General features: G+C 41.2%; 18 protein-coding genes. 9 read left to right on the top strand and 9 right to left on the bottom strand.

All coding sequences use genetic code 11. From position 1 onward, the window contains the following. Positions 1-931, top strand: a 931-nt coding sequence (locus Phpb_RS04970; protein ID WP_109396550.1) for an RNA-guided endonuclease InsQ/TnpB family protein, incomplete at its 5' end; no start/stop codon positions are given. A gap of 377 nt (positions 932-1,308) precedes the next feature. Here the strand turns inward: Phpb_RS04970 and Phpb_RS04975 are convergent. Next, on the bottom strand, positions 1,309-1,929 hold the full coding sequence (locus Phpb_RS04975; protein WP_065389437.1) for a tyrosine-type DNA invertase: 621 nt from the start codon (positions 1,927-1,929) through the stop codon (positions 1,309-1,311). 835 nt (positions 1,930-2,764) lie between these two features. Between Phpb_RS04975 and Phpb_RS04980 the strand changes: the two genes are divergently transcribed. From Phpb_RS04980 to Phpb_RS05005, 6 genes are all read left to right on the top strand, one after another. Further along, a complete protein-coding gene (locus Phpb_RS04980) occupies positions 2,765-4,306 on the top strand; it encodes a PTS transporter subunit EIIC (protein ID WP_065389438.1) in 1,542 nt (513 codons plus the stop codon). A gap of 13 nt (positions 4,307-4,319) precedes the next feature. Beyond that, entirely contained in the window at positions 4,320-5,678 is a 1,359-nt protein-coding gene (locus Phpb_RS04985) for a 6-phospho-alpha-glucosidase (RefSeq protein WP_065389439.1), read from the top strand. Positions 5,679-5,920: 242 nt separating this feature from the next. Further along, positions 5,921-6,697, top strand: coding sequence for a MurR/RpiR family transcriptional regulator (locus Phpb_RS04990; protein ID WP_065389440.1), 777 nt, complete (start codon positions 5,921-5,923; stop codon positions 6,695-6,697). A 325-nt stretch (positions 6,698-7,022) separates the two neighbouring features. Beyond that, on the top strand, positions 7,023-7,496 hold the full coding sequence (locus Phpb_RS04995) for a hypothetical protein (RefSeq protein WP_065389441.1): 474 nt from the start codon (positions 7,023-7,025) through the stop codon (positions 7,494-7,496). A 13-nt stretch (positions 7,497-7,509) separates the two neighbouring features. Further along, the gene (locus Phpb_RS05000; RefSeq protein ID WP_338046861.1) at positions 7,510-8,187 is read left to right on the top strand and encodes a helix-turn-helix transcriptional regulator; all 678 of its coding nucleotides are present in this window, start codon (positions 7,510-7,512) and stop codon (positions 8,185-8,187) included. Positions 8,188-8,243: 56 nt separating this feature from the next. Next, complete coding sequence (locus tag Phpb_RS05005) at positions 8,244-8,939, top strand: helix-turn-helix transcriptional regulator (protein ID WP_065389442.1); 696 nt, start codon at positions 8,244-8,246, stop codon at positions 8,937-8,939. Between the two features lie 317 nt (positions 8,940-9,256). On the opposite strand, the gene ulaA is transcribed toward Phpb_RS05005, so the two are convergent. From ulaA to Phpb_RS05020, 3 genes are read right to left on the bottom strand one after another with little or no spacing between them, the layout of a single operon-like run. Continuing rightward, positions 9,257-10,510 (bottom strand): PTS ascorbate transporter subunit IIC, encoded by a 1,254-nt coding sequence (gene ulaA, locus Phpb_RS05010; RefSeq protein ID WP_065389443.1) that lies wholly within the window; start codon positions 10,508-10,510, stop codon positions 9,257-9,259. Between the two features lie 13 nt (positions 10,511-10,523). Then, positions 10,524-10,811: a PTS sugar transporter subunit IIB gene (locus tag Phpb_RS05015; protein WP_065389444.1), complete on the bottom strand. Its 288-nt coding sequence runs from the start codon at positions 10,809-10,811 to the stop codon at positions 10,524-10,526. Between the two features lie 29 nt (positions 10,812-10,840). Beyond that, positions 10,841-11,284, bottom strand: a complete 444-nt coding sequence (locus Phpb_RS05020) for a PTS sugar transporter subunit IIA (protein ID WP_065389445.1) — start codon at positions 11,282-11,284, stop codon at positions 10,841-10,843. Between the two features lie 285 nt (positions 11,285-11,569). Here Phpb_RS05020 and Phpb_RS05025 point away from each other — a divergent pair, with 285 nt between their 5' ends. Then, the gene (locus Phpb_RS05025) at positions 11,570-12,610 is read left to right on the top strand and encodes a LacI family DNA-binding transcriptional regulator (protein ID WP_065389446.1); all 1,041 of its coding nucleotides are present in this window, start codon (positions 11,570-11,572) and stop codon (positions 12,608-12,610) included. Positions 12,611-12,682: 72 nt separating this feature from the next. Here Phpb_RS05025 and Phpb_RS05030 read toward each other — a convergent pair whose 3' ends face one another. The 4 genes from Phpb_RS05030 to Phpb_RS05045 all read right to left on the bottom strand — a co-directional run bounded on the left by Phpb_RS05030 (position 12,683) and on the right by Phpb_RS05045 (position 15,570). Further along, positions 12,683-13,147, bottom strand: coding sequence for an Rrf2 family transcriptional regulator (locus Phpb_RS05030; RefSeq protein ID WP_036775476.1), 465 nt, complete (start codon positions 13,145-13,147; stop codon positions 12,683-12,685). Between the two features lie 205 nt (positions 13,148-13,352). Beyond that, on the bottom strand, positions 13,353-13,754 hold the full coding sequence (locus Phpb_RS05035; protein ID WP_065389447.1) for a nuclear transport factor 2 family protein: 402 nt from the start codon (positions 13,752-13,754) through the stop codon (positions 13,353-13,355). Between the two features lie 181 nt (positions 13,755-13,935). Beyond that, a complete protein-coding gene (locus Phpb_RS05040) occupies positions 13,936-14,991 on the bottom strand; it encodes an alkene reductase (RefSeq protein ID WP_065389448.1) in 1,056 nt (351 codons plus the stop codon). A gap of 387 nt (positions 14,992-15,378) precedes the next feature. Beyond that, positions 15,379-15,570, bottom strand: coding sequence for a TA system antitoxin ParD family protein (locus tag Phpb_RS05045; protein ID WP_065389449.1), 192 nt, complete (start codon positions 15,568-15,570; stop codon positions 15,379-15,381). A gap of 287 nt (positions 15,571-15,857) precedes the next feature. Between Phpb_RS05045 and Phpb_RS05050 the strand changes: the two genes are divergently transcribed. Beyond that, positions 15,858-17,579: a phospholipase D-like domain-containing protein gene (locus Phpb_RS05050; protein WP_065389450.1), complete on the top strand. Its 1,722-nt coding sequence runs from the start codon at positions 15,858-15,860 to the stop codon at positions 17,577-17,579. 121 nt (positions 17,580-17,700) lie between these two features. Here the strand turns inward: Phpb_RS05050 and dsdA are convergent, their stop codons facing one another. Beyond that, positions 17,701-19,032: a D-serine ammonia-lyase gene (gene dsdA, locus Phpb_RS05055; protein WP_065389451.1), complete on the bottom strand. Its 1,332-nt coding sequence runs from the start codon at positions 19,030-19,032 to the stop codon at positions 17,701-17,703. Positions 19,033-19,116 lie beyond the last annotated feature (84 nt).

Here is a 19,116-nt window from a genome sequence, read left to right on the forward strand (position 1 = left end):
AGCGGTGATTAACCTCGATATGGCGTTTTCCCACTTTTTTAATCCGAAGCTGAAAGCGCGCTTCCCGGCGTTCAAACGCAAGCATGGCAGGCAGTCCAGCTATCATTGTGTCGGGGTGAAGGTGTTGGACGGAGCAATAAAAATACCCAAATTATCGCCGATAGAAGCCCGTCTGCACCGTGAAATGACCGGAGAGGTGAAAAGCATGACCCTGAGTCGTTCGGCCACCGGTAAATACTACGCCTCGATACTCTGTGATGACGGCCTGGCCGCGCCCGCGAAGCCCGCTTTGATAACCCAGATGACAGGTTTGGATATGGGATTGTCTCACTACGCTGTCAAATCCAGCGGAGATAAGATGGCCAATCCCCGTCATCTTATCAATGCCGGCCGTAATCTGAGGCGTAAACAGAAGGCCCTCTCCCGGAAACAAAAAGGCAGCGCCAACCGTCGTAAAGCACGACAGAGGCTTGCCGCCGTACATGAGCGGGTAGCGAATGCCCGCGCCGATTTTCAACACAAACTGTCTCGTTCAATGGTTGACGAAAACCAAGCGATAATTGTGGAGACGCTGAAATCGGCCAATATGATGAAGAATCACCACCTTGCCCGCGCTATCGGGGATGCGGGCTGGCATGGCTTCATCAAGAAACTGGAATACAAAGCCGCAGAGAAAGGGGTTCATCTGGTCAAACTGGATCAGTGGTTCGCCAGTTCGAAAACCTGCCATTGCTGCGGTCACAAAATGCTGGAAATGCCGCTGCGTAAGCGGCTCTGGCAATGCCCTTTCTGTCGAGTCGAACATGACCGCGATATCAATGCGGCGCTCAACATCGAGCGCAAGGGCATAACAGAATTACAGGCGGCGGGACTCGTCGTCTCTGCCCACGGAGGCCAGCGTAAATCCGTCATAAAGACGGTGGCGGCCTGAGAAGTGGGAAGCCTCGCCGTTTTTACGGCGGGGAGCAGTCACTAAACTAATATTTGCCATTCACCAACCCTCTTAAATTGGTACAGACCTACGTCAGTACGGGTAGTTAAAGAAATAAGTTATTAAACCAAAATCGATAAGATATTAGGGAACGACTAGCAGAATGAGTTACGCCGGAGAAATATCATTTTTCCCAAGATCAGGAACAATTATTTGAAAAAATGCTGCATGAAAGGTCTGATATTATTTCAGAAATTCGTCAACGCGATACTTTATTTTTACAGACAGATCTTGTTATCCCTATTCTCTAGATACAATCACGCTGTTTAAGAGGGTTTTTATGTATGCGCCTTAACAGGCGCATACATCAGAATCGCTTATTCAGTTGAACAAGCATTTTCCTGCGGGACGTAATCAAAGTGTAATTCTCGTTGCCGATTCCTTTTTACACCCCAAACACCGTGGAAACGCTCCGCATTACTGGCGGTATATCGCACAGTATGGCGAATATTACTGTGCCCAAGATAATCTTGTATCAACCGAGTATCTATTCCTCTATCCGCAAGCGCAAAACCACAGGCATGGCGCAACATGTGCGGATGCGAATCTATGGAAATCTTAGCCAATCGTCCAAATTGGTTAATAAGCTGATAAACGCGCTGGCGAGTCAGCGCGTTTCCGCTACGTGACAGAAACAACCAATCACTTTCTGCCCCTCGGAAGGTTTTACGAACTTTTAGCCACTCGTTGATCGCCTGGATTTCATAACCCAAAAGAGGATGAATAGTAGAAAATCCGCCTTTTAAACGCCGGATATACAAACTGCCATCATCCAAATCCAGATCAGATAACCGTAGATATCTGGCTTCACTAACACGTAAGCCATGAACAAAGCTCATGTATACCAGACAATAGTCGCGCTCCCCATTAGGGCTCTTTTTCGCTACTTCCAGTATTCTTTCCACTTCGTATTGCGTCAGATGTCTTCGTTGACCCATTATGGTCTATCCCAAATATTCTTTGTTTTAACGCATGTAACACACTGCGTTATCTGTAACTGATTGAGACCCAGAACCAACCCTAAATCCCCCATAGTAAATAAACCTGCGCCGGAATGGCGGCAGATGACTGTATGAAACTTCTGTTTCTGTACTTGATCTATGTTCAAACTGCGTAACGGATAGATATTCAATGTCTGTTCTCCGGTAATTCCCCCTATTCTTACCATTACCAGGTTAAAAGAAAAATAGTGATTCAATTAACCGATTCCCACCAAATAGGGCTTTTCGGCTAGAATTACCAACAAAAATCACTGCAATAAGTTCAATAACCATTTTAACAAAAGGACGTATCAGTCGATTAATTTCTGGTTCAAATCACTAAGGAAGGATGTTGATGCAGCAATGTTTGTCGGCTTTCGATAAACATTCAATCTCTCTATCTTGCCGGAGAAAACCCAGCCGACAGTAAATTTAACAAACTGGTAACATGAGTAGATGATCCTCTATGTAGAATGATTTGGTATATCAGCCTGATACAATATTCAGCTTTCCAAATCACCACCAGATTTCAACCATGTCACCACAATGATGCTATTTACTACCTAAGCCCCGAGCATTATGACTCATTATTGTCCTATTCCGCCAATCTTTTGTAACAAAAATTAGTTTGCGAGCGCACTCACACGTTTAAAAGTTACATGTTACTTTTTCAGTCATTTGTTATTTAAAACAATCGGATAAGTGTCATTTTACCTTCCTGAGCTGTTATTCTTAATCTGTATCTTTAGTTTTATGTAACCAAATAATATTTCTAGCAAGGAACAGAAGTTTAATGAAAAGGATCATTAATGCGTTGCAAAACCTTGGCAAGTCTTTGTACGGCCCGGTGCTAATTCTCCCTATCGTCGGGCTATTTATTGCTTTTGGCAATGTATTGGGAAACGGCAACCTTGCAGAATATTTTCCATTTTTAAACCATTGGTTAATTCAGCAATCTGGGAAATTGATCTCCCAATCTGCTGTTTCAATATTGAGCAATCTGGCGTTGATTTTTGCTGTTGGAATCCCTATCGGGCTGGCAAAACGCAATAAAGGTTATGCCGCATTGATCGGTCTGGTCACTTTCGTCATTTTTATCAACGCCATGCACGTTACTTTAGCATTACAGGGAAAATTAGCGCCAGAAACGCAAATGCGCAATGTTGGCCAAGGCATGGCGCTGGGTGTGCAAGTGTTGGAAATGGGCGCTTTTGCCGGGATACTGATCGGTGCATTGGCTGGTTATTGCTATAACCGCTATTCGTCAAAACAGTTTAATGGTGTGATGGCAATTTATTCCGGGCACTGTTTTGTCGCCATTCTGATGATCCCTCTGGCCGTTATATCGGGTTACTTAATGAGTGATATTTGGCCCTACGCACAACGGGGCATCAGCGCCCTTGCTCACGGTATTCATGAGTCCGGGCCATTTGGCGTCGCCATATACGGCTTTCTGGAACGCATTCTGATCCCCTTAGGTTTACATCATCTGGTTTATACGCCCTTTTTGTATACCGAATTAGGAGGCATTGCTGAGGTATGCGGCACTGTACATCAAGGAGCACGCAATATCTATTTCGCGGAAATGGCCTGCCCGACAGTACATCAACTCAGTAGCAGTGTGGTATGGGATGCGCGAGGGATCAGCAAGATGTTTGGCCTGACTGCCGCCGCGCTGGCAATGTATGTGACAGCCCGCCCAGAAAAGAAAAGTACAGCAAAAGCTGTTCTCATCCCTGCCGCTATGACCACTTTTTTGTTAGGCGTGACCGAACCTCTTGAATTTTCTTTCCTGTTTGTTGCTCCACTACTGTTTGGCGTTCATGCCGTATTAACCGGTTTAGGTTTTATGCTGTTCTATCTACTCGGCGTACATGCTATCGGCGCTAACGGCATAATCGACTTCATACTATACAACTTACCGCTCGGCACCGAAAAATCTAACTGGCCAATGTATATCGCCGTAGGGCTAATCATGTCGGTGATTTATTTTTTTGCATTCCGTTTCCTAATCTTACATTACGACCTGAAAACCCCTGGACGAGAAAGTGACGATCAAGAAACTCGCCTCTATAGCAAGAAACAGTATCACGTTGCCGATGATGACAAACCAGGACAACAAATCATCTGCGGGTTAGGCGGTACAGCAAACATTGTCGCTATCGACAACTGCTACACCCGACTACGCGTAACGGTACATGACATCACGCTCATTGACGAACACAGGCTTAAATCGACCGGCGCAAAAGGTGTCATCTGTCAGGGAAATAACGTTCAGGTAATTTACGGTCTGCACGTCAAAAAGATACGTGAAGCTGTAGAAGAAGCACTTTAACAGGAGCATAAATATGGCTAACGCCCCTTTCGTTTTAACTATCGCCGGCGGCGGTAGTACTTATACGCCAGGTATCGTAAAAAGCCTGATGGTACGGCTAAACGACTTCCCACTAGCGGAAATTCGTTTGTATGACATCGATACTCACCGACAAAACACTATTGCGCCGGTAGTAGAAAAAGTGATATGCGAGCATAGCCAGACGATTCGCTTTGTCGTGACAAACGAGGCAAAAACAGCTTTTAGCGGCACCCATTTTGTCTTTGCTCAAATACGCGTTGGTCAGTACAAAATGAGAGAACAGGACGAAAAGATCCCCTTACGCCACGGCGTAATTGGTCAGGAAACCTGTGGTCTTGGCGGATTGGCTTACGGCCTACGTACTATCATGCCAATGGTGGAACTGATCGATTTAGTGGAGCGCTATGCAGACAACGCTTGGATCGTAAATTACTCTAACCCTGCCTCTATCGTTGCTGAAGGAATACGCCGTCTACGCCCACAAGCGAGAGTACTCAATATTTGTGATATGCCAGTGGCCGCTATGCGCAATATGGCAGCAATTTTAGGCGTGGATCGTCACGATATCACCGTCGATTACTTTGGTCTGAACCATTTCGGCTGGTTTACTAAAATATGGGTGAATGGAAAAGATCATTTGCCGGAATTACGTCGTCATATCGCTCAGCACGGACTACTGACTGCGGATGCAGCACAGACAGACCCGCAACATGCAGATCCATCATGGGTTAAAACCTGGCGTAATATTAAGCCGATAATGGACCATTTTCCTGATTATGTGCCTAATCCCTATTTACAATACTATCTGATGCCAAACCACATTGTTGAGCGCCAAAATCCTGACTATACCCGCGCCAACGAAGTGATGGATGGTCGGGAAAAGAAGTTGTTTAAAGCAGCGGCTGAGTTTAAACGCACAGGCATTTTACCCGACGCTTTCCATGTCGGGGTGCACGGCGCTTTTATTGTTGATGTAGCATGTTCACTGGCTTTTGATTTGCGCCAGCGCCATCTGGTGATTACCGAGAATAGGGGCGCTATCGCTAACTTACCTTATGACGCAATGGTGGAAATACCCGCTTACATTACCGCTCAAGGCCCTGAGCCAGTGCGTATAGGAAACGTCCCTCTGTTTCATCAGGCGCTATTAGCGCAGCAACTGGCTTCAGAACAGTTGTTAGTGGAAGCCGCATTAGAGGGTAGCTATGAGAAAGTGCTGCAAGCCTTCACACTGAATCGTACCGTACCTACTATGCAACAAGCCAAAGCGATTCTTGATGAAATGATCGAAGCTAACCAAGGTTACTGGCCTACACTTAACCAAGCCTGTCACCAAGGTGAAGCAATTTAACCAATATTTAACCTATAATCTGCCTTTTTTACATAAAAAAGAAGATTTTTATGCGAGCCGGCTCACTGTCCGGCAATCATTACCTTGAGGAGATTAAGAAAATTCACCACAATTTGATTATGAACAGCCGAACATACATACCCTATGGATTTCAAGATTCATCAACAAAGAGGCAACTTGAAAGATAACGGGTATATGATATGGCTGCCTGCTACCACTGGATAAATAATGGATAATAGATAATGGATAATCGGTTAGCCCCTTTGTTACAGCGCAGCGAAAAAATAACTCGCGCGGAATACCGCGTATTATCTTATTTAACCACGCATCCATTGTTAATTGGGCAAATTACAGTACGTGAGCTGGCAAAAGCTACGTTCATTTCTCCTGCCACTATTATGCGTCTATGCCAGAAACTAGGGTTCAGTGGCTATAGTGAATTTATTTGGTACTGCAAACAACTGCTATCCGGTGGAATGCCCATTTTCGGGAATACACAACCCCATCATGATGAGATAATTCCTGATGCATTTGAACACTTCGTGACTAATTACCGTAAAACTTTCACTTTGGTCACACCAGAAAGAATGTCGTGTTTTAGCACGCTGCTACGTGAGAAAGAGAGTTTTTTTCTCTATGGTGCTGGTTTTTCTGGGCTATTTGTCAATTATTTGACGCAAAAATTGCAAGTGCTAGGGAAAACAGCTTTTAGATCCGACCCAGGAGATAGCCGTAAAATCTTCCTAAGTAATGCGATGAAATATGAAGTTTTTATCGCTATCTCTCGCAGCGGTCAGACAGAACAGGTGTTGGATAAAGTACGCATTGCTCATAACATTGGTATGACAGTCATTGCATTCACTCGCTCATCTGCTAATCCATTGGCTTCACTAGCTGATGTGCACTTTGCACTATATGACGAGGCAATTTATTTTGATGCGGAAATCAACGAGATCACTTCATTCGAGTCTAATCTGATCATGCTCATTGATTTATTATTATTACAGGCAACGTCTTAATTCACAGAACAAAAACCATACAATATGATTTCGACAGCCAGGGAAAATAAAAATACAGGAAGAGATGTTAACTATTAAATCAAACCGCCATAAAACGATTTAAATAATTTTATCGCTAAACAATACTGATGTTTATATATTCTCATATAGAGGTATTTTTACATAAAATAATAAACTATTTGATTAACGGATTTAGGTAAAAATCGATAAATTTTATCTTTATACGAATTAATTATTGCAATCTGTTATATAATCAGGTTATTTTAAATGGAATCAATAGAAAAACTCTTCAGATAATGATTAAAATACTCATTAAGGAGTTGTCATGTTAAATATAAAAAACAAACAAAATAATATCACTCCGCAATTAGTTTACCTGAGAGAAAAAAACTATAATCTTTGGGGAGCTAAACATTGCCAGTCAAAATTTATTTATACCAATTCGTTTTTTTGCCAACAATGCAACTTATTTGAAAATTCTGATATTACCGAACTTTCAGCAAATGAATTACCTGCACCTATTACAGTACATGAGGATTTACAGCGCTGTATTGATACTCTCGTTCATGTAAATAAAGAAAATTTTTTTTCTCTAACTTATCTGTTTTATGGAAAATTACTAGCATCCGTTATGTGCCAAACACCATATGAACTTTTTCCTCAAGTTAAGCATACGATTACTTTCCTATTTTTACAAAAATACACTATCCAAAAACTAGAGGGATATCGTTGTCTCAATGACTTTAAGCTCAACGCATCAGAGAAATTTTTGCAACAAGAAAGCATGATGTTTTCCTAAATCAAAATATTACATGAATATGACTAGAAAAAATTCCACTACTTCGCTACAAATGATCAATACCCTGGAAGTAAGCAACGAGCCGTGGGGGATAAAAGATAAATCTTCCTGCTTTCTCTATGGTAATGATGCATTAATTAAACTCCAAAATATAAATGCCAACTATGATTATGAAGGTAAATACGATAGTGATATCCCTTGGAAAGGTAATGAATTTGCCAAGGATTTTATTACACAGGATTTTCAGGTAATAAGAAATAGAGATAGCTTTTTATCATTAGAGACACATGTATTTGGCCGAGATAAAGTTTTATCATCTTATTTCCAAGAAAAATTTCCATTCTATGATGATAAAGATGAATGTATCGGTATTCTTCTCCATGCCTGGAAAGTTCAGGATAATTCATTGACTCGGCTATTTCATAGTAAACTGCCTGCTTCTGTTAGGTTTCAATCACCAACTCATCTCCTTACTGAACAGGAATGGGAAATTGTTTTTCTTTTTCTACAAAAGTATAATAGGACACAAATCTGTCAATTACTCAAAATCTCAGATAAAACCATAGAGGAATATATAAGAAAGATTTATAATAAATTGAAAGTTAGCTCAAACTCACAACTGGAGGAATATTGTCGACTAAATAGTTTTGATCTCTATGCGCCAAAAAGGTTCTTATTGTCTTACTTATAAATATCGTCTATTTATTCAAATTTTTTTATAAGGTAATAATGTTATAAAGGTCAAATATGAGTCAATCAGGATGTAAAAAAGTCCCTTTTATTACTCCTCAATTAACTAATATGTGGGATAAAAGCTCAGAACCGTGGTTTGTAAAAGATAAGGAGTTCCACTTTATTTATGCAAATAAAATGTTTATTAAAGCTAATAAGCTACCCGAAAATTTTGATGTTATTGGGTATACCGATAAAGAATTACCTTCACCCGTTAATCAATTTGCTCATCTTTTTGAGGAACATGATCAGAAGGTATTGCAGGGTATGCAACGACTATCATCTCTTAGCACTTTCCCTCAATTCAAAAATGAGCAAGCTACATCCTATTTCTGTGATAAATATCCATTAATGGATGAAAATAAGCAGTGCATTGGCATAATTTCTCATGCCAGAGAAATACATAATTTTACCGTATCTCATTATATGGAAAACAATATTGCTATATCAATACGATTTCAGCAACCTAACGATATATTAAAAGAGAAAGAATGGATAATCATTTTTCTATTCTGCCGTGGCGTTAGCAATAAACATATCGCTGACGAAATGAAAATTTCATATCGCACTGTGGAAAAATATTTCGAAAGTATCTATGATAAACTATCAGTTAACTCAGCAATTGAACTAAGAATACTTTGCAAAGAGAATAATTATGATCTTTATATTCCTCCCAAATACCTTCAATCCATAGGCCATATTTTGCTATAAATAATCGATTTCGTTGCTACATATTTCGCTCTAACCTGTTTAATTAACCTGGATTTTGCTTAAATTCCCTTAACTAATATATGGATAACAATTTGACAAATTAAAATAAAGGGCTAAAAACGTGACTAAATAATCATTTTTTTGAAAATTTACTTTCTTATTTCTGTTGAAGACTTTATATAAAAACGATGAAACCAAGAAATTCTCATGAGCATTGATCGATGCCTTATCATGGTCAAATGGTTTACATCAACATTTTGGCAAGAGACAGGGTGTTTATAACCCTGTTTCAATGCCAAGATCCAGATACTCCACAATCAACGAACAATAATACCTAACAGAATGCCTAATGCGCCAAAGTCAGCATCACTGAATGTCGTGTTGGCAATACCGATATCCCCCAAAACCGGTAACAGGAACACGGGTAAGAAGGTGATCAGAAATCCCTGAGCAAAAGCCCCGAGAATAGCGCCTCTACGTCCCCCTGTCGCATTACCAAAAACTCCAGCCGCCGCACCAACAAAGAAGTGTGGCACTACGCCAGGAATAATGACCGTCATACCTAGTGCATACAGTATAAACATACCGATAACACCAGCCACAAAACTGCTCAAGAACCCTACCAATACTGCATTAGGCGCGTAAGGGAAGACAACCGGGCAATCTAATGCTGGTTTAGCATTTGGTACCAGTTTGTCAGAAATTCCTTTAAACGCGGGAACGATTTCTGCAATGACCATTCTCACACCTTGCAGAATAATGTATACACCAGCGGCAAAGGTAATAGATTGCATTAGCGAGAACATAAATCCATTTTTCCCACCACTGACTTCTCTCACAAAATCACCACCAGCGAATAAGCAACTGATCATGAAAATAATCGCCATCGTAAAAGAGATGGCAACTGGTGTATCACGCAGAAACAGCAAACTTTTCGGAACATTCATCTCTTCTGTTGAATACGCTTTATTTCCCAGTTTGCTGCCAATAAAACCAGATAGAACATAGGAAAGCGTGGAAAAATGCCCAATGGCAACGTCGTCAGAACCTGTTACTTTCTTCATATATGGATGAACAATCGCCGGAAAGAAAACCATAGCAACGCCGACAACCACAGAACCAATAGCCACTAGCATCGTGCCTTTAATCCCTGCTGTCGCCAAAATCACCGCGACCATCATGGACATAAATAATGTGTGGTGCCCGGTCAGAAAGATAAATTTCCACGGGGTAAAACGTGCAATTAAAATATTAATCACCATAGCAAAGAACATGATCATTGCCATTTCTTTACCAAAACTTTTCTGCGCAATGGAAACAATTGCTTCGTTGTTTGGTACTACCCCCTGAATACCAAAAGCGTGTCGGAAAATTTCAGCAAAATCCCCCAGCGAAGAGACGACTAATCCAGCCCCCGCTCCCAAGATCACAAACCCCATAATGGTTTTTACAGTGCCTTTGATACATTCAGTCACCGGTTTCCTTTGCATGATCAAACCAATAAGCGCGATAAGACCGACCAAAATCGCAGGTTCTGATAGGACACTCATCAGAAAATGGAAAAATTCCATGACGTCCTCCCGGTTATAGTGCGCCAAGTTCTGCTAAGGCCGCGGACAAACGTACTTTCATTGCCGATTTATCCACCATATTGTCCAGCACGACAATTTTGCCATCGACGGCCTGAACAATTAGCTGTTCCGTAATATCTTTAGTACCGACAAAAATATCGCTTTGAGTTGCTTTTGCTGACCCCAGATCGACATGATCAACACAGGCATCGATTCCCATCTCTCTCAGAATACTTTTGATACTCATTTCCATCATCAAACTGGTACCTAACCCATGTCCGCAAACGACGGTGATTTTCATACTGTTTCCCCATAGCAAAAAATAACGATTTAATACTGGTTAATCACGGCAAGAATCTCTTCTTTACTTTTGGCATTCATCAGCAATCCAACATCTTGTTGATTATCAAATAGCTCAGCAAGCTGGGCGATCACTTCAATATGACTATTACTGTCAGTTGCTGCTAAGACAATTAACAATTTGATCGGGTCATTTTCCGCAGACCCAAACCCCACTCCATTACTAATCACGGTTAACGCTAAAGCTAATTTATTGACCCCTTCCTCAGGTCTAGCATGTGGCATAGCAATTCCCGGGCCGACAACATAATAGGGACCAATTGCCTCATGCGAGCGATAAATAGCATCAATATAACGGGAAGAAATAGCGCCATTTTCCACCAAAGGCTGACAAGCAACCATGATTGCTTCGCGCCAATTTTCAATATCCGGTATCACTTGGATCACATCTTGGGTGAGTAACCTCTTTAGCATCAATTCCCCCTAACTAAAACCTCATCCCGCTCTACCTACTCTCTGTCTTCTGTCTTCTGTCTTCTGTCTTCTGTCTTCTGTCTTCTGCTAGTGATATTAGTCACAAATGATAGCGCTATCTATGATCGTAATTCATTATTGTGATAGCGCTATCATTTGTTATCTGATTAATTCACCAAAAAGCGAAAGTACATTCATGGTTTTTTCCCACGAATTGCCTGAGATCAGGTAGAATCCCATCGTCAAATTCATAGCCGTTAATTAAAAAAACAGAAAAATATTTTGATGAAAAAGACACGAAAACGCCGTAATACAGGGCGAGTAACATTACAAGATGTTGCTAAGTATGCCGGTGTCGGTTCAATGACAGTTTCACGCGCATTGAGAACACCAGAAATGGTATCGGATAAATTACGAGAAAAAATTGAACAAGCCATACAGGAATTGGGATATATTCCAAATGGCGCTGCCGGCGTACTTGCTTCAGGCCAAAGTAATATTATCGCGGTGCTTGTGCCCTCACTGACAGATAAAGCCAGCGCTACATTTATACAGTCACTGCAACAAGTGCTAAATAAACATGCTTTTCAAGTTTTGCTTGGATGTCATGAATATGACCATAATAAAGAAGCCGAAATTATCATGACACTACTGCAAAGCAATGCAGCAGCACTGGTGATTTTCAGTTCGCAATTGGCAGATAAAACCTACAGCAATATTTCTCATATCAATATTCCCATTATTAATGTTGCAGGCTCTCATCAACAACAAACAGCAATTAATATAGAAACCGATTTTTCCGCGGCCGCCTATACGTTGACTGAACATATGTTAAATAATGGCCGCAAGCATATCGGTTATATTGGCGCCCAAATGGACAACCGTTTACGCAATCAGCAAATTAATGGCTGGCATAAAGCCATGCTGCATCACTATCAGAATGCTGACCAAAATATCACTACCTCGGATACGGCTAGCATGCAATTTGGCCGCCAGGCAGTTACTGAGATGTTATTACGTCAACCTGAACTGGAAGGTGTGATTTGCAGTCATGAAGTGATTGCTTTAGGCGTCATATTTGAATGTCAACGGCGTCTACTTAAAATACCCGCTGATTTAGCTGTTGCTTGTCTGGAAGGTTCAGATAACTGTGACCACACACAACCAACACTAACATCAGTTCGCATTGATTATCCCCAAATAGGCAGGGACACCGGAAAATTACTGATAAAACTGCTCAATCAACAAAGTGAAGATGAAGCAAAACATCAAAACAACCAATATCACCTATTTTCGTATAAGTTCGAGCCTAGGCAAAGTGCTTAACAAAAAGCGCTTAACAAAATGATAACGCCATAATGAGACATCCATTGTGATTAAAGCCTGTAACCGTGGTAACTATTTTACCTGCTGGCATAGGTCATGCGAGGTGAAAGGAAAACCCGCGCAATCCTCGACCTTATTTACTATGTCAGCCACCGTTGTTTCAGCTAAAGCGGTTTCTAGCACACAGGTAACACGCGAAAATTCATCTTCTAATACTGGCGTGATATTGTGCCCAATATAACACTTGGGATTAGGTTTAGAACGGTGCAAGGTAAAGTACTGAGGATCTTCAACTGCGCGATAAATATCTAACAATGAGATTTGCTTCGACGGCCGGGCGAGTAACGCTCCACCGCCCTGCCCCATTTGCGAATAAGTCAGACCAGCCTCCGCAAGGGCGCCTAAGAGCCGACGAACAACAGTCGGGTTAGTATTCACACTTTTTGCGATATCCTCAGAACGCACAGCTTGTCCGTGGTGAAGAGCGATATCGGTGAGAATATGAATAGCAACAGCAAAACGGGTAGATGTTGGCACTGGAAAATCCTGTATACCTTAAGGATGTTACGGAAGAATAGCAAAATATGAACAAAAAGGCCGCGTAGTATGTCACTAATTTCGTCACATAACAAGAAATGAAATTCAGAATGTTAACTTGCCTGATTAACATTCCTACTCCTCCCGTTTTGCCGCCGTATGCCATTGTTCGGCTCAGTTAATATTACAAGCATGGCAACCGACGTTACCGAATAGAATAATCTGCATGAGCACGTTCAATTTTAAGCGTATCGGCAGTTTGTTGTAATTTAGCTAACCGTCCATCCCGCACTGTCCATATATGAACGAAACGAGCAATGAACCGCTTACCACTCTTCACTCGCCCCAAATAATTCCCCAGAACAATGACATGATCATCTGATTCAAAATATTCAGAACCGTCCACAACAAAATCATCAATATCATTTAAAAATGGCACAAAGAAATTATTGAGTATATCTTCGATTCCTTCATAAATCCCACCATATCGGGAACCTTCGGTAATATCCCAAATAACATCACTTGCCATGATCTGGCGAAGGACATCAATATCACCCATAGAGTCATAAAAACGGCGAACAATAGATACATTTAATGAATCTGACATTATCATTCTCCTTCAAACTATCCTGCAATGAAATATGACCGGCTCTTATAAAATGAGCCGGCCGGATATCTTGGGACGTTCAACCAAAAAGCGCCATGAGAACTTTAAATTAACATCCCCGGAAAACAATTCGAACATCTTTCATGTTAGGCTATCCATTGCGGGTAAGATATCCCCTTACCTAGGTAAGCGCTGGATAATCAGTATAGCCTATAGCGCCAGGAACCATAAAAGTTTCCGGTTTTTGTTCATTAAATGGCGCTTCAATTAAAAACCGGTGAGGTAAGTCTGGATTGGCGATGAATAATTGACCAAAAGCCACTGCATCAGCCCGACCGTCAGCAAGAACTTGCTCGGCACTTTCTTTAGTAAGTTCCTCGTTAGCAATATAGGTTGACCCAAAAGCTTCTTTTATCACCTTACTTAAGTCACCATCAACCACAGCATCACGTGAGAAGATAAAAGCAATACCTCGTTTACCAAGTTCACGTGCTACATATCCAAACGTCGCCACAGGATTAGAATCCGCCATAGAGTAGTAGCCGCCACGTGGGGATAAATGCATACCAACACGTGATGATCCCCAAACCGAAATACAAACGTCTGTCACTTCCAGCAGTAATCGCGCCCGATTTTCGACTGAACCTCCGTACTGATCTGTGCGCAGATTAGCATTATCTTGCAAGAATTGATCGAGCAAATATCCATTGGCGCCATGTATTTCTACTCCATCAAACCCTGCCGTTTTCGCATTTTCCGCTCCGCGCCTAAATGCTTCGACAATACCGGGAATTTCCTCAGACTCAAGCGCCCGTGGAACTACGAAAGGACGTTTTGGGCGTAATAAACTAACATGACCATCAGCCGCAATTGCACTTGGCGCCACCGGCCGTTCTCCATTAAGGAAAATAGGGTCCGATATCCGCCCCACATGCCAAAGCTGTATAAAAATACGCCCACCGGCAGCATGCACGGCATCCGTGACCAACCGCCAACCAGCAACTTGTTCATCCGACCAAATACCCGGCGTATCCTCGTAGCCAACTCCCTGCGGAGTTACTGAGGTCGCTTCACTGATAATCAAACCAGCGGAAGCGCGTTGAGCATAGTATTCCGCCATCAGCGCATTAGGGACACGTCTCTCTCCTTCCGCACGGTTACGTGTCAAAGGAGCCATAATGATGCGATTTGGCAAGTCGAGATCACCGATGCGAATTGGGTCAAAAAGTGTAGGCATATCTTTTCTCTCATATAGATTAATAAATGTACTTCGTTGCAAATCATCAATAGATGCATAGCCAGGTCATACCAGAAACAAACAGCGTTAATTAGGGAGTGTGAACTATTTCTCTTGATTCTGTTTCTCTTGATTCTGTTCCCGAGTCTTTAGTAGTAAGTTGCTTCTCTGACATGAATTAATGTAACTTACACAGTTACATAATACAACAGAATAAAAATGTCAGATATTAGAATATTTGCAAGATAATAATGTTATGACACAACAATGACTTTGCTTGAGCATGATATAAGCTGCTTATAGCCTTTGATTTGAGTTAATAAATGAGTGGCATAAAAAAGGCCACGCAATACGCAGCCTTGAAACGCTCTTTAATAGATAGAGCCTCTATCCAATGAGTTTTCTTTTTGCCAGCAAAGAATCAAGGATAAAAGAGTACGGCAAATCAGGGTTATTCTCCGCAATGCGACCAATTTTAGCCCAATGCTCAATTTGCTTAGGTACACTTCTGCTTGAAGCTTCTGCATGAATTTTTACATCATTCACGAAATCATCATCCAAACTTATACTGATAGCCATAGTTTAATTTGCCCCTCTGAGATTTTGTACTACATGCGATATAAAACGCATTTGTATGAAATGCAACATTTTATCGCACTATGCAATCATTGATTTCGATATGTCTATTCCCATGATAAACATCCTTTAATGAATAGACGCAATAACCTAATTTGAAAATACGTGATCCCAGTTTTATCTTTTTTAGCCTCCTCCTATCAAAAATTAGTTATGATTATAAATGGTTTGTCTGATGCTGGCAGGCTGTTGGTTGATATGTAAAAAAATTGTTGCCGGAGGATACATATATGAATTTATTGGATGGTTTACAAAAAAAACTGGACGGTTACTTTCATAAAACAAGTGAAATTAACTATGTAAAAATATTTGATACTCCCAAAATATGGGGATTTCCTTTTGGAAAAGAGATAATGCCACAAGCTATTAAAAGGGAAGCGGAATTTGAGGATGCTATTGTAAGTATTCTGGAAAAAATGCGTTATCGCTGTGATATTTCCTCCTTAAATGCCCCGGATGCAGAGTGGAGAAAAGTTATCCTATCAGCTATTGATCGCGCATTTACCAAAAAAATAAACAGGAAGGACAGAACTCAGATAAGGTTCTTATTCGCTCAAACACCGACATCTTTGTTAAACGGTGTGAATTCATACTTCGAAGGCACCCCTGAATATCTGGCATTGAAAAGTGATATTATTCAATTAATTCAGGAAAGGAGAAAGCATTGGGAGTGTATACCTGAAATATGGATTGGTCGGTTTTTCAGAATAGTAGATGGGCTTAAAGTATCATTACAGAAGAAGGTGCTGCCAGAGGAAATGTTTCCAGAAGATGACACCAGAATGACATGGAATCATACAAAAATTATCGCAGTTGATGGAATTGAGTCATTTGTCGGGGGCCATAATTTAAATATGGATCTCTTTAAAAATTACCCTCCAGTTCATGATGTCTCTGTTAAAGTTATAGGAACGGCATCATTAAGCTCACAATTATTTTTAAATAACATGTGGGAGTCTGATACAGACCTTCTAACTAAAGAATTCTTTGATATAGATGAAAATAAATGGGTTAATGCAAATGGTATTGTGGGAAAGCCAAAAGATCCATTAAAAAAAGAGCACATTACTAAATATATAGACAGAAAAAAAGAAGAATGCCTAAAAAATCCACCTAAGGACCCAGAATATAAGAAAGCAAGCAGGATATTATCCGTAGGTAAATATTGGTCTGGGCCTGATATGCGAACAGATTATAAAAAAGGCTCTGAAATAATGAAAGAGTTTATAATAAAGAATGCAAAGAAGAAAATTCGCATGTCCCAGCAGGATCTTGTCAGTGCATGGAAAAAACAGTGGCGAGATCATCATGTGTGCCGATGGTTGATCGAAGCATTACTTGCCAACCCCGAGCTGGAAGTTCAAGTTGTTGTATCGCCACTTGATGCAGCCGCCGGTGCCGCTGGTGATCAATATTCTTTTGGTTCTGGAGCCAAAAGAACGTTTGAAATATTTAAATACTATTTGACACATGATGAGCACACCGATGAGAAGCTGGAAGATCCGGATGGAATCAGGCTAGCCGCACTGAAAAGAATAGAGATTGCCCCTTTTTTCTTTACAGACAAAGTACCTGAAGAACTTTCGATTGAAGGTACTACATACAAATGGCCAACCCCGGATGAAAATTCTTATACTGCTACGCTAAAAGAACCGCCTCTTGCTGAAAGACCTCCACAGGTAGGTTCTATAGGACGCCCATTCCGGTCCTTAATTAAAGCAAGTGGTCCGGTATATCCCAAAGTTGCCCCTGCTCCTGGGAATCATGCAAAAGTAACAATAATTGACGATGAACTCTACGTGGTTGGTTCTGATAATCTCTACCCGGGATATCTTTCAGAGTTCAACTATCTTATTGAGGGAGAAGATGCAGTAAAAACTTTCATCGAATCCTACTGGGAACCATTGTGGAAATATTCAAGAACACATTCATTTAATTACAAAAATGTTTGATGTAAGCAGCCAGTGTGCTGATATATTCCCGCCAACTGCTGGCGGGAATATAACTTGAAAAGCATTAAGAGGATGACTTTTTCAAATAATCCGGGTTTGCAGCCCATTAAATTATTTATGATCAGATTTTGGCTGTCGCTAAATACTTTGTCATTTCATCATCGGGCACCATACCGCCGCCGGTTGCCCAAACCAGATGTGTAGCCTGCCTCATCTGTTCTACTGAAAGGTTTTTGTTATTCAGATAATCACGGTTTCCACTCACACGAGCGGGACCCGCCATACCAGCTAATGCCGACGGCTCCAACCGGATACCCTCATCACGATTCAGTAACCCCAACAGATTATACATTTCCTGATCTTGAATAGTATAAAATCCATCCAGCAAACGTTCCATCGCACGCCCAACAAAGCCAGAAGCCCTGCCTACCGCAAGACCATCAGCAACAGTGATATTGTCGATACCGATGTCCTGTACACAAATATTGTCATGCAAACCAGTATATACCCCCAATAACATACTGGGAGAATGGGTAGGTTCAGCAAAAATACAGTGCACATGATCACCAAAAGCCAATTTCAGTCCAAATGCAACACCACCGGGACCACCACCAACGCCGCACGGCAAATAAACGAATAATGGATGATCTTCATCAACCACAATATTCATCTGCTCAAACTGCGCCTTTACCCGTCCACCTACGACAGAATATCCCAGAAACAACGTTTGGGAATTTTCGTCGTCGATAAAGAAACAGTTCGGATCAGATTCGGCTTCTTTACGCCCTCTGGCTACAGCTACCCCATAATCCAGTTCGTGTTCCACGACATTGACCCCATGCGAACGTAGCTTTTGCTTCTTCCATTCACGAGCATCGGCAGACATATGCACACTGACATTAAAACCCAGCTTCGCACTGACAATACCAATGGACAGCCCCAAATTGCCGGTAGAACCTACAGCAATGCTGTATTGATTAAAGAACCGTTTAAATTCTTCCGAGAATAGTTTGCTGTAATCATCGTTTTTAGAAAGCAACCCCGCCTGTAATGCCAATTTTTCCGCGTGAGCTAACACTTCATAAATTCCACCACGGGCTTTAATCGAACCTGAAATTGGCAAATGGCTGTCTTTTTTAAGCAAAATTCTTCCTGTGATACTCACACCATAATATTGTCCCAGTGTTTTCTGCATCGTAGGAATAGCCACTATTTCTGATTCAATAATGCCATGTGTGACGGCTGTTTCCGGGAAAGCTTTACATAAATAAGGCGCAAAACGATCCAGGCGTGCTTTAGCATCCCTGACATCATCAGCGTCCAAACCGACAAAAGGCAATCCCTCTTTAAAGGTGGTGTTACAAGGGTTAAACCAAAAGATTTCCTCTAATTCCATTAAATTTTTTACTAACGGATATTCATTTAGTAATTGCTGAATTTCAGTACTTTTCATGTATGTATTAACCCAAGATAAGTGTTTCCCTGGTATATAAAACAACTCTTACTTGCTTGATTATTAAAATTTTTCTTATATTCA

Origin of the sequence: Photorhabdus namnaonensis (assembly GCF_001684335.1) — a bacterium.
Lineage (GTDB): Bacteria > Pseudomonadota > Gammaproteobacteria > Enterobacterales > Enterobacteriaceae > Photorhabdus > Photorhabdus namnaonensis.